The sequence below is a fragment of the Pseudoalteromonas sp. APM04 genome (assembly GCF_022809815.1).
GTDB classification, from domain to species: Bacteria; Pseudomonadota; Gammaproteobacteria; order Enterobacterales; family Alteromonadaceae; genus Pseudoalteromonas; species Pseudoalteromonas marina.
Window position 1 is genome coordinate 325,452 of sequence record NZ_CP094441.1, and the last position, 12,895, is coordinate 338,346.

The window sequence follows — 12,895 nt, forward strand, 5'->3', positions numbered from 1 at the left end:
TGAGTTGGGCTTTTTTATATTTATAGATTAAGCATAGATATTGATGTAATTGGACTACACTTAAACCAAAAAGTTAGGCTAACTATGTTTGAAGTTGTTGCAAATATTCGCCTACGTAATCGGTGGGCATTAATCGCTATTGCGCTATTAATTAGTGTTTCTGTATCACTAATGCAGTACTTTTTTTCAGTACAGAAAAATGATGCAAACATTATTAACATTGCTGGTAAACAGCGAATGCTGTCGCAAAAAATTGCATGGCATGGTGATAAGTTATTAACCTCGCAAGTTCCTAGTACTAGTCATCAGCAGTCTTTAGATGCATCGCTCAGCCTATTTAAAGCAAACCATCAATATTTATTGTTAAAAAACGATAATGGTCAATATAAATACCTCAGCCCTGAGCTTATAAAGTTGTATACACAACCACCTGTTGAGCTAGATTTGCGCGTGCAAAAATTTATCCAACAGGTAGAAGGGCTGCTGTATAAACAGGAAAAAATAAACCCCGATGTGTTTTCTGTTAAGCGCATGGAAGAGTTACTAAAGTATTTAGATCAAGCTGTTGGCTTATTTGAAAAAGAGTCCGTTAAAAAAGTGGCGTGGGTGTCTTCAGCCGAGCTATTTTTTTGGTTGCTAACTATGTTATTGCTTATTGGTGTATTACGTTTTGTGTTCATACCGATGGAAAAGCAGATCACTAAGGCGTTATCAAAGTATCAACAGCAAAAAGATTTTGCGCAGCAAGTGAGTAAAAATAAAGAACACTTTATAGCTCGAGCAAGTCATGAGTTTAGAACGCCCCTACAAGGTTTTGTTACCTCGATTGATTCGTTAGAGGTCAGTAATAGCCAAAAATCGATTAAAACACAGGCCTCTTATTGCGCATCAAGAATAATAGCAATGCTTGACGAACTTCAAGATTTACAGACGCTTAGTTTGGGCCGTTGGGCATTAAAACCGTCAAATGAAAACTTACTTCAGTCATTCAATAAAGTGCTTTTAGGGTATGAATTTGGTTACAACCAAAAAGGCATTGCCTTAGTTAGAGCACTTGATTCGACACTTGACCAAGCTATAAAACTAGATCATCAACGCTTTCAGCAAGTGTTAGCTGAGTTAGTTGGCAACGCATTAAAGTTTACAGAAGAGGGGTCTGTTACTGTTAAGGCTTGTGTTAACAATAAGCAATTAACAGTAACAATAACGGATACAGGTTCAGGATTAACCAAGCCAGTCAGCAGGTTAACCTTTGATTCATCTAATCAAAATAATCACTTTCAAGGGTTAAGAACAGGCCTTGCAAGGGTGCAGTATATTGTTGATGCTTTTGACGGAAATATTGTGTTTGAAAATACATCGCCAAATGGGGTGTGCGTTACGCTAAAAATGCCCGTTGTGATTGATGAAAGTGCACCTTCGTTTAGTGCACTGTTACCTAAAAATATGCATTGTTTAGTTGTTGAAGATAACCCGTTAAACATGCACATTTTAACCCGTATTCTTTCACAGCTTAACTACAGCTATGAATGTGCAAAAAACGGAAAGGTCGCATGCGAGATGGCAACTAAAAACGAATACCAAGTCATTTTTATGGATTTAAATATGCCAATAATGGATGGCTTTGAGGCTATTAAAAAAATACGCATTTTTGACGCTAATACGCCTATTATTGTGGTTACCGCCAATACATCAGAAAGTGATATTGCAATTACCACTCAATTAGGTGCAAATGGGCATGTTTTTAAACCTATCAGCACGCAAGCGTTAGCTGAAGTGTTAATAGGTAGCTTAAACCCTAAATAATAAATTGATTATATAGCGTTATTTTCAGCGTTAATTTAGTAAAAATTATTTGCAATAGGTAAGCTAAAACGCTCAATTGGTCTTTTTCAAAGAGAGGTCTATTTGAGAAAATTACATGTATTTTTTCTGTAAGTGGGATACCAATCCGCCATCGTACTTAATCATCTTGTGGGGCTAAACGTGTCGCTTTCTGCGCTATAAAACGCCTATTTAGAAAAATTGAACAACGAAAATTCAACTTGTTATCAACAGTGTTTTTTAAATCAAAATCGGTTTCTTAATTAGTATTTGTTGAACTTAGCGCATTGATTTACGTTTTTTAATAGAGCTTAAACTAATAATATTAGCAACCCTTAGGGCAATTAATATCACCCTAGGTATAACAATGAGGTTAGAGTCGAGTAACACTGAAACCTTTATCTTTTAACTGCTTTATTAAACCATGCTGCTCTGGTAAGTGCAGCGCGCCTACTGCAATAAATAGCTTTTCGTTATTTAAGCGAGGAACAAGTTGCTCTACCCATTTGTTATTACGGTTTATTAGCATGACTTGCTCGCTTATTTCACCATAATTACTCTCGTCAAAACTCATGTTGTAGTACTCGGTAAGGGTATCCATATCGCCATTTTTCCATGCGTTTACTAGCTTAATAAAGTATGTATTAATATCGCTAAGCTGTTCAAAGGTTTCTTCAATCATTTCATTACTTAATAGCGCCATACCATCAAACATTTGTAACTGCTGCTCTAGGGTTTCTAGTTCACCAATTTTAATGTTGTGCTCTTTAGCATAAGCAAGTACTTGCTTGTCTATGCCTGTTTGATCAGAAAAGCCTGCATTTTGAAACTCAATTTGCATCATAGTCACCATTACAGCCCAAGGTTTGAAGTTGCTAAACATAGCAATATCAATCGATTTTTTTGCAAAGTAATTTTTAAGCTTATTGTAGTTTTGTTTTGATAGTTCTGTTTGTAATGTTTTACCATTTTTTAGCATCATTAATGGCATTGAGCGCTGTTGCATTTGAAATGGAGTCAGTTTGCTAATATCCACTTCTACAATAACGTGTTCGCTCTCATCAATCGCTTTGGTAACGTTTGCTGGTAAGCCTTTCATGCTGGCGTCACCTACGTGTACGGTGCCAAACAAATACGAGCTAGTGCCATTTTTTTCTACTTTATATAAAGCTGGTGCCGCAACGTTATTAAAACTAAGTACTGTAAATAGCACCATAATAAAAAAATGACTAATACGAGGTATCGCTTTCATGGTTTGTCCTTCAAATCCTGTTGTTGAGTTACACAAATACTAACCTAAATTTGCCTATACAGCAGTGCTAAATTTAGTATTTATCAATCGTCTTTTGTGAGGTTATTGGTACTAATATGTGCGCTCAGTGGAGTATTTGTTCTATTTACGTTTTTTGATTTAGTACAGTCGCAAACCATGATTATTAAAACTATTCGGAAGGTCTAAACACTATCTGTATAAAAAAATTAATTTAATTTTTACTAAAACTCAAAAATTAATCAAACCATAAATGGGGAATATAAGAATAGTGAATTTCTATACTTTAAATTAAAACATAAAAATTCCTTCATGGTTGCATTTAGTGAATTTTAAAACCACTTAATTTGGTTTTTCGTGCTTTTTTTGAATTGAGTTTGGTATTGACTTAAGCCGCTCAGCGCGGTACTAATACATAACAGAGCGAAAGATGAACTTTCGCAACAGATTATTTAAATTTGGTGTCAATTACATGCTTACAACTGCACTTAAACTAGTCCTGATTATTATCGTGGTGATTATTCCCGCGAGGGCTTTGTAGTGCTATAAACTTGAGCATTAAAAAGCCCTCCGCACTTAACAGTTCGGAGGGCTTTTTAGTTTAAGGGTAAAAATTAATTAGGTTGTCACTGAAGAATGAGGATTTATTAATGACAGGCGCAGAACTCACAATCGACTTATTAGCCAAACACGGCGTAAAAGAGGTATTTGGCTACCCTGGTGGAGCCATTATGCCAATTTACGATGCGCTGTATGGTGCGCCAGTCAAGCATTACCTCACTCGCCACGAGCAAGGTGCTGGTTTTGCTGCTGTAGGTTATGCCCGCAGCACAGGTAAATTAGGTGTATGTATAGCAACATCAGGCCCTGGGGCTACTAACTTAATAACAGCACTTGCAGATGCAATGATGGACTCAGTGCCATTATTAGCAATTACCGGCCAAGTACCGACTGCCGCTATTGGCTCAGATGCATTTCAAGAAGTCGATGTACTAGGTATGTCGCTTTCATGTACTAAACACAGTTACATGGTAGAGCGAGCAGAAGATTTAGCCGAAATACTACAAGAGGCCATGCACTTAGCCCAAAGTGGTCGCCCAGGTCCTGTGCTTGTTGATATTCCAAAAGATATTCAAATGGCGCAAGTGCCGTTTAAACCTTGGTTAGCCGCTGATGAGTACTTACCGCAGCTTGATTTAAACCAAGTAGCCATTGCCAATCAGTTATTAAGCGAAGCAAAGCAACCTGTGGCGTATGTAGGTGGCGGTGTACAAGCCGCTGATGCGCAAAATGAGTTAATGCAGTTTTTAAATAAAACGCAGATGCCTGCGGTATCAACACTTAAAGCGTTAGGTAGCGTATTACCAGATTACGAACACTACCTAGGCATGCTAGGCATGCACGGTACACAAGCCGCTAATATAGCGGTGCAAGAGTGTGATGTTTTAGTGTGTATAGGCGCTCGCTTTGATGACCGCGTAACTGGGAATTTAGCTAAATTTGCCGCTAAAGCAAAAGTAATTCATTTAGACATAGATGCGGCCGAAGTAGGTAAACGCAAACCAGCTAAAGCCTCATTAATTGCTGATTTAAAAACCTCATTACCGGCACTTGAGTGCTTTGTAACCTCTAAACTATGGTGCGATATAAATAAGCAGTTAAGCGTAAAACATGCGTGGCGATACGACTACCCAGGCGAAAAAGTATTTGCCCCGTATTTATTGAACCAATTAAGCCAACGTATGCCAAAAACAGGCGTAGTGTGCTGTGATGTGGGTCAGCATCAAATGTGGGTAGCGCAACACATGAAGTTTAGCCACCCGAGCAACCATTTAAGTAGTGGTGGCGCAGGCACTATGGGCTTTGGTTTACCAGCGGCTATTGGCGCACAAGTAGCACGCCCAGACGATTTTGTAATAACGGTGTCGGGTGATGGCTCAATCATGATGAACATTCAAGAGCTTGCGACTATTCGCCGTAACAATTTACCAGTAAAAATACTAATATTAGATAACCAACGCTTAGGTATGGTTCGCCAATGGCAGGAGCTATTTTTTGAAGGACGTTACTCTGAAACAAACCTTTCAGATAACCCTGATTTTGTTCAGTTAGCCGCTGTATTTGGTATTCCTGGGCAAACAATTACCCATGCAAATCAAGTTGATGATGCAATAACAGCATTAGTTAACAGCAAAGGGCCGTACATAGTACATGCCTGCATAGACGATAAAGAAAACGTATGGCCACTTGTACCACCAGGGGCTGCAAATGACGAAATGATTACGGAGAAAGCACAATGAAACACAGCCTAACTATTGCATTAAAGAGCCAAAGTATAGCGGTCGAGCGTTTTTTACGTGTAGTGCGTCACCGTGGTTTTGATCTTACGCATTTTCAGCTCAATATGGATGATGGCCACTACAATGTTGCAATGACAGTAGACAGCGATAAACCAATTCATCTTTTAACAAGCCAGTTAAATAAGCTGGTGGACGTTAAAGAAATCACTTTACAAAATTTACAGCAACAAGCTGTGTAATTGCTAACAACACAAATTTACGAGTAATTGAATAACTGTTACTCACCAATTTTTAGAATGAGGAATGCCCGCTTACACAGCGGCAAAACAGAGGTAACTATGGCTAAATTAAGAAGTGCAACAACAACTGAAGGACGTAAACGCGCAGGCGCACGTGCATTATGGCGCGCAACAGGCATGACCGACACCGACTTTGGTAAACCAATTATTGCTGTAGTTAACTCGTTTACGCAATTTGTGCCAGGGCACGTACACCTTAATCAGCTAAGTGAGTTAATGGCTGAAACAATCACGCAAGCGGGTGGTGTACCAAAAGAATTTAATACTATTGCAATTGATGACGGTATCGCAATGGGCCACGGGGGCATGCTTTACTCACTCCCTTCGCGCGATCTCATTGCCGACTCAGTTGAGTACATGGTTAACGGCCACTGCGCCGATGCGATGATCTGTATTTCTAACTGTGACAAAATTACCCCAGGGATGATGCTTGCAGCGCTACGCTTAAACATACCGGTTATTTTTGTATCGGGCGGACCAATGGAAGCGGGTAAAACGAAACTTGCTAACATCGATATTAAATTAGATTTAGTCGATGCCATGGTAAAAGGCGCTGATGAAACAGTAAGTGATGCTGATTCAGAACAAGTAGAGCGCTCTGCGTGTCCTACTTGTGGGTCGTGTTCAGGTATGTTTACTGCAAACTCAATGAACTGTTTATTAGAAGCTATTGGCCTTGCACTACCGGGTAACGGTACAACGCTTGCAACCCATAAAGATCGTAAGCAACTGTATGTAGAAGCGGGTGCTCGCATTGTTGATTTATGCCGTGAGTACTACCAAAAAGATAACCAAGACGTATTGCCACGCGCTATTGCTAACAAAACAGCCTTTATGAACTCTATGGTTGTTGATATTGCCATGGGTGGTTCATCTAACACCGTACTGCATTTACTAGCAGCCGCACAAGAAGCTGGCGTAGATTTTGACATGTCGCACATTGACGAGCTATCTCGTAAAACCCCATTTTTATGTAAAGTAGCTCCAGCAACAGCACAGTACCACATTGAAGATGTTCACCGCGCTGGTGGCATGATGGCAATTGTGCGTGAGCTAGGCAAAGCCGGTTTAGTTGATTTATCGGTAAACCACGTTGCAGGTATGACTATGGGTGAGCTTGTTAAAAAATGGGATGCGACAGATCCTAAAAACGAAGCGGCACAAAAGTTTTACCGCGCGGGACCAGCTGGCATTCGTACTACAAAAGCAATGAGCCAAGAGTGTCGTTGGGATGAAGGCGATAACGACCGCGAACACGGTTGTATTCGAAGTGTTGAACACGCATTTAGACAAGATGGCGGCTTAGCTGTACTTTCAGGTAACTTAGCGGTTGATGGTTGTATAGTTAAAAGCGCAGGCGTAGTTGACGAAATGCTACATTTTGAAGGCACTGCAGTGGTGTACGAATCACAAGATGATTCAGTAGAAGGCATTTTAAACGACGAAGTAAAAGCCGGTGATGTTGTGGTTATTCGTTACGAAGGCCCTAAAGGCGGCCCTGGTATGCAAGAAATGCTTTACCCAACGAGCTACTTAAAATCAAAAGGTTTAGCTGAAAAGTGTGCGCTGATCACAGATGGACGCTTTTCGGGCGGCACGTCTGGTTTATCTATTGGCCACGTATCGCCAGAGGCTGCAAGCGGTGGTGCTATTGCGTACGTTGAAAATGGCGACAAAATTATTATTGATATTGCAACGCGTGAGATCACGCTTGCACTAAGCGAGGAAGAGCTTGAAGCGCGTAAGCAAAAGCAATTAGCGCGTGGCAAACAGGCGTATAAGCCCCTTGACCGTGAGCGTTATGTTTCGTCGGCATTAAAAGCCTATGCACTACTTGCAACAAGTGCAGATAAGGGCGCAGTGCGTGACTTAGAGAAACTGGAGGAGCTGAGCTAATTATGGTTTCTCAAGAGCTCGATTATTTTCGTGCAATTATTCAAGCAAATATGGAGCCCTTGGCTAAAGTTACTGAGGTCAGTGAAATGCCTGACCTTAGCGCTAAACTTGGCAACCATGTATGGCTTAAACGTGAAGATCAACAGCCCGTGTATTCGTTTAAATTACGCGGCGCATACAATAAATTAAATAAGTTGCCAAAAGGGTCTGTTGTAATTACTGCATCGGCTGGTAACCATGCTCAGGGTGTTGCATTAAGCGCTTCGCATTTAGGGCATAAGGCAACGATTGTAATGCCTGTTACAACACCAGAAATAAAAGTTAACGCCGTACGCGCTTTAGGCGGTGAGGTTGTATTGCATGGACATCAGTTTGATGTAGCTAAAGCGCACGCGCTTGAGCTCACAGAGCAGCGTAATGGCATTTTTGTCCCACCATTTGACGATCCTGACGTTATTGTTGGGCAAGGTACTGTAGCGCGAGAACTCATGCAGCAGCTCAATGAGCTTGATGCGGTATTTATTCCCGTTGGAGGCGGTGGCTTACTGGCAGGCATGGCTGTTTATATAAAGTCACTTCGTCCTGATATCAAAGTCATTGGCGTAGAAGCTGATGAGAGCGCCTGTTTACAAGCTGCACTTGAAGCGGGTGAACCGGTAGAGCTTGACCGAGTAGGTAGTTTTGCCGATGGTGTAGCGGTTAAAATTATTGGCAAGGAAACATTTCGCTTAGCACAAAAGTTTTGCGATGAAGTAATCACTGTGACTAGCGATGAAATTTGCGCCGCCATGCAAGATATTTTTGTGTCTACTCGTGCAATTGCAGAGCCTTCTGGCGCTCTTGCAACGGCAGGGCTTAAAAAGTGGAGCCAACAATCGCTCTTAAAAGGGTTGCATTTAGCAGCTGTGCTTTCGGGCGCAAATTTAAACTTTGATCGCTTACGTTATGTCGCTGAGCGCACTGCGCTAGGTGAAAAAAACGAAGCGTTATTAGCCGTTACCATCAAAGAAGAAAAAGGCAGTTTTAAACAGTTTTGTGCGTCTTTAGGTGGCCGTGCTATTACTGAGTTTAACTACCGTTATGCAGGGCCTGGTGAAGCGCAAATATTTGTAGGTATTGCTCTGCGCCAAGGAGAGCAGGAGCTCAATGAGCTCAAGCAGGACCTAACTCAAAACGATTACACATTTTGCGACTTATCAGATAATGAACTTGCTAAATTGCACGTACGCTATATGGTTGGCGGTAAAGCACCCGAAAAACTGCATGAACGTTTGTTACGTTTTGAGTTTCCAGAATACCCCGGCGCACTAGCGCGCTTTTTAGAAACGCTAGGCAACGATTGGAATATCACATTATTTCATTATCGGAGTCAAGGCGGCTCAATGGGTTATGTATTAGCCGGTTTTGCTATTGAACCTGAGCAATTTGAGACTTTTAACGAGCATTTAAATGACTTAGGCTATAGCGTGCAAGATGAAACGCATAATCCGTGTTTTACACAGTTTTTAACGACGCAACCTCTTTCAGAAAAAACCGCAAAGCTCGCTTCAGTTTAACAGCCATTAAAGAGCAAGTACCTTACAAGGGTGCTTGCTTTATCATTTGTTTTACATATAGTTACTGATACCGTCATTAACTTGAGGAAACTTGGTTGTTACTTAAAGGATTAATACTTGGATTGTGTTTTTTTTGTGGCCAAATTGCGGCGCAAGAATCGGTCACTTTACAATTAAAATGGACGCATCAGTTTCAGTTTGCTGGTTACTACATGGCTAAAGAAAAAGGGTTTTATAAAGATGTGGGTCTTGATGTAACCATAAACCCAGCAGATCTAACAATGCCCGATGCGTTTAGTGCTGTGGCTAATGGCGACGCCGAGTTTGGTGTAGGTCACTCGGGTATTTTACAGGAACGTATAAACGGCCAATCTTTTGTAGCAATGGCGCCTATCTTGCAATATTCACCTTATTGCTGGATGGTCAAAGACACCTCTGATATTTTTCATCCTCGTGATTTTGTAAATAAGCGTATAAGTAAAGTGAGTCACAATGATAGCAATGAGTTAATGGCTATGCTGACACGCAGCGGAGTTAATACGCGTTTGCTTAGTGTATACAACGGTGACAACCCAAGCCAAGCCTGGATTGAGAACAGGCTCGATGCGATGCAAGTTTATCTATCTACAGAGCCCTACAATATGACTCAAAGAGGTATATCACATCGCCTAATATGCCCTCAGCGTTACGGTATAGACGTTTATGCAGATATCTTATATACCACTGGAAAAATGTTAAGCACATCCCCAGAAACCGTTGAAAAATTTTACCAAGCCAGCCTAAAGGGGTGGCGCTACGCAATGATGAATATGGATGAGGCCATTGCGGTTACCCAAATACTTTACGCACCTAACAAAAGTTTCCATGAATTAGCATACGAGGCTGAAGTATTAAAAGAGTACATTATGCCAGCAACAACTAGCCTGGGGCATATGTCTATTCCAAAATGGCGCCTAATTGCAGACTTGTACGGTATTCACCAAACTGATTTTGATAATGTTAAAGCCAGTTTTATTTATAAATATCAGCGACCAGAAAAAATGGAACTATCGTGGATGTTAATTGCAGCGATGATTGTGAGTGTTATCTCTATACCGTTGTATTTGCGCTTAATGTTTAGTAAAAAAATAACCGTTTAATGGCTGTTAATGTTAATGTTACTGATACAATTGGCTACCTTTCAATAAATTAAGCTGTTATGACATTAGCCGAGCAATTTACTTCACTTGACTCTATTTTAAAGCGTACTCGTACCTATTGGCAGTGCACCGCTTTTGACTTTGATGCGATCCCTTGGCCCGAACTGCGAGGCATATTAAATAGCTTAACAGATGAGCAAGTAGCAACGCTTGATACCAAGCAGAATGAATTAATAGACTTCTTTAATCCACACATTAAGTTACTTGATGAATTACAGCTATTATGTAAATTACCTCAGGCAAATACCCTCCGATATAATTACCCTTTTTGGATTAGTAACGGCATAAAAGGGCGTAAATTCGAACAACTCCAAGACTTTGTATCTGCGTTGCCAAACACAAAATTACCGGTATTAGAATGGTGTGCGGGTAAAGGGCACTTAGGTCGTATGCTCGCATTTAACGGTGCCACGCAGGTCAGCAGTGTTGAGTTGCAAGCAACATTATGCGAACAAGGCCAAAAAGCAGCACTGCAACAAGGCTTGGCAATGCAATTTAGCCAAGTTGATGTATTAAAAGATGATACTACATCACTTTTTAATACACAGATGCATGCTGTGGCGCTTCATGCATGCGGCGCTTTACATCAGGCTATGATGCGCAAAGCAATAGCTGCAAACGTGCAGCAAATTAGCTTTTCACCTTGTTGCTATCATTTATTCACACCTAACGATTACTTACCAATGAGCGAGCTTGCCAAGCAAAGTCAGCTTAGATTAACTCATCGTGATTTAAAACTGGCTTTGCAAGAAACAGTAACCGCGCCAACTCGTGTTGATAAAATACGAAAAACAGAACTTGAGTGGCGGTTGGGCTTTGATGCACTCAGGAGGTCAATTACTAATGAATTGCACTATGTTAGTGTTCCCTCTGTTAATAAGGCCGTGTTCTCAGGTTCATTTAAATCATTTTGTGAGTGGGCGGGCGATAAAAAAGCCTTAAAAATACCGCAAGATGTTGATTATGAATATTTTTTATCAGTGGGTGTGGCTCGAAAAAAGATCACTGACAGAGTTGAACTGGTTCGACATGTGTTCAGAAGAGCAATTGAGGTTTGGCTTGTGCTCGATCGTGCTTTATATTTGCAACAGCATGGCTATCAAGTAAGTATTAAAACCTTTTGTGAAAAGCAGTTAACGCCTCGGAATATTTTAATTCTTGCCAATACTAACCCTTCAACCAACAACTAGTCGTTTTGGCTTAATAAGAGATGCAATGAGAAAATTAAAAAATTTGTTCGATAATAATAAAAACTGGGCTGCGCGAACAAGCGAAGCGAATCCAGAGTTTTTTAAAATTTTATCTATGCAGCAAAACCCTGAGTACTTATGGATTGGTTGCTCAGACTCTCGTGTACCCGCAAACCAAATAGTTGATTTATTACCCGGAGAATTATTTGTACACCGTAATGTAGCAAATGTCGTTGTACATACCGATCATAACTGTTTATCTGTTATGCAGTATGCGGTAGAAGTACTAAAAGTTAAACACATAATGGTTGTTGGCCATTATGGGTGCGGTGGCGTTCAAGCTGTACTAAGTGATGCAAAGTTTGGTTTTATTGATAACTGGCTTCGACATGTTGGCGATGTAAAAGAAAAGCACATAGAGCAACTTAACAGCATTGACGAAGAGCAGCGCTTAAGTCGCCTTATTGAGCTTAATGTAATAGAACAAGTACGCAATGTATGCCGTACCAATATTGTGCAAGATGCATGGGAGCGCGGCCAAGATTTAACAATACATGGTTGGGTTTATGGTTTAGAAAACGGCCACTTACATGATTTAGAAGCCGTTGTTACGTGCGCGGAAGAAGAGTCGGACAGTTATAAACGTGCAATACAACATGTTTTTAAAAAAGCAGGTTGTGAGTAAATAAATGACAAAAACGGCGGTTGTTATTGGCGCAACAGGTTTAGTTGGGTCTGAGCTTTTAACTGCATTACTCAGTTGCGCTGAGTATAGTCAGGTTGTCGCGATAACACGCCGAGCGTTACCACTTTCCCATCCTCAGTTAACTAATCACGTTATTGATTTTGAAAAGTTGACTCAATACCGCGATTTCTTTAAAGGTGATGTGTTTTTTTCGTGCTTAGGGACTACGCTTAAGCAAGCGGGCTCTGTAGATGCGCAGCGTAAAGTGGATTTTGACTATCAATTTATCGCCGCACAACTTGCAGCATGCAATGGCATAAGCCATTATTGTTTAGTGTCATCAAGTGGTGCTAACGCAAATAGCAATAGCGCTTATTTAAAAATGAAGGGGCAGCTAGAGCAACAGGTTGTGCCATTAGCATTTAATAAAATAAGTATTTTTCAACCGTCGTTGTTAATAGGTGAGCGAGATCACCTTAGATTAGCTGAAAAAATAGGCAGTGTGATTTTACCATTGCTTACAAAAATTGGTTTCTTAAAGCGTTATAAACCTGTAACAGGAAAGCAAGTTGCTTTAAAAATGTTAGCGGTGAGCTTAGAGCAAAAAGAGGCGCAAAATATTATGTGCTTGATGAGTTATTTATCTAGATTTTTGTTAGACATAAAAAAGCAGCTC

At 40.5% G+C, this 12,895-nt stretch carries 9 protein-coding genes and 1 pseudogene; 9 read left to right on the forward strand and 1 reads right to left on the reverse strand.

Going from position 1 to position 12,895, the window contains the following annotated elements; translation table 11 throughout:
• Positions 1 to 84: 84 nt before the first annotated feature.
• A complete protein-coding gene (locus MTP24_RS01570) occupies positions 85 to 1,806 on the forward strand; it encodes a response regulator (RefSeq protein WP_138741105.1) in 1,722 nt (573 codons plus the stop codon).
• A gap of 391 nt (positions 1,807 to 2,197) precedes the next feature.
• On the opposite strand, the gene MTP24_RS01575 is transcribed toward MTP24_RS01570, so the two are convergent.
• On the reverse strand, positions 2,198 to 3,076 hold the full coding sequence (locus MTP24_RS01575; RefSeq protein WP_243532456.1) for a TraB/GumN family protein: 879 nt from the start codon (positions 3,074 to 3,076) through the stop codon (positions 2,198 to 2,200).
• A 668-nt stretch (positions 3,077 to 3,744) separates the two neighbouring features.
• Here MTP24_RS01575 and ilvG point away from each other — a divergent pair.
• The 8 genes and pseudogenes from ilvG (at position 3,745) to MTP24_RS01615 (ending at position 12,867) form a co-directional block, all read left to right on the forward strand.
• Positions 3,745 to 5,394, forward strand: coding sequence for an acetolactate synthase 2 catalytic subunit (gene ilvG / locus MTP24_RS01580; RefSeq protein WP_243532458.1), 1,650 nt, complete (start codon positions 3,745 to 3,747; stop codon positions 5,392 to 5,394).
• On the forward strand, positions 5,391 to 5,633 hold the full coding sequence (ilvM, locus tag MTP24_RS01585) for an acetolactate synthase 2 small subunit (RefSeq protein WP_006793049.1): 243 nt from the start codon (positions 5,391 to 5,393) through the stop codon (positions 5,631 to 5,633). The genes ilvG and ilvM overlap by 4 nt, the downstream gene beginning before the upstream one ends.
• 99 nt (positions 5,634 to 5,732) lie before the next feature.
• Positions 5,733 to 7,589 carry a dihydroxy-acid dehydratase gene (ilvD, locus tag MTP24_RS01590; protein ID WP_008133264.1) on the forward strand — a complete coding sequence of 619 codons (1,857 nt, stop codon included), beginning with the start codon at positions 5,733 to 5,735 and terminating at the stop codon, positions 7,587 to 7,589.
• A gap of 2 nt (positions 7,590 to 7,591) precedes the next feature.
• Positions 7,592 to 9,145 (forward strand): threonine ammonia-lyase, biosynthetic, encoded by a 1,554-nt coding sequence (gene ilvA, locus MTP24_RS01595; protein WP_243532460.1) that lies wholly within the window; start codon positions 7,592 to 7,594, stop codon positions 9,143 to 9,145.
• 95 nt (positions 9,146 to 9,240) lie between these two features.
• Positions 9,241 to 10,284 (forward strand): ABC transporter substrate-binding protein, encoded by a 1,044-nt coding sequence (locus MTP24_RS01600; protein WP_138741109.1) that lies wholly within the window; start codon positions 9,241 to 9,243, stop codon positions 10,282 to 10,284.
• Between the two features lie 59 nt (positions 10,285 to 10,343).
• The gene (locus MTP24_RS01605; RefSeq protein WP_138741110.1) at positions 10,344 to 11,534 is read left to right on the forward strand and encodes a methyltransferase; all 1,191 of its coding nucleotides are present in this window, start codon (positions 10,344 to 10,346) and stop codon (positions 11,532 to 11,534) included.
• 25 nt (positions 11,535 to 11,559) lie between these two features.
• Positions 11,560 to 12,219 (forward strand): carbonate dehydratase, encoded by a 660-nt coding sequence (gene can / locus MTP24_RS01610; protein WP_039036235.1) that lies wholly within the window; start codon positions 11,560 to 11,562, stop codon positions 12,217 to 12,219.
• Positions 12,220 to 12,223: 4 nt separating this feature from the next.
• A pseudogene (locus tag MTP24_RS01615) lies at positions 12,224 to 12,867 on the forward strand (short chain dehydrogenase).
• Positions 12,868 to 12,895 lie beyond the last annotated feature (28 nt).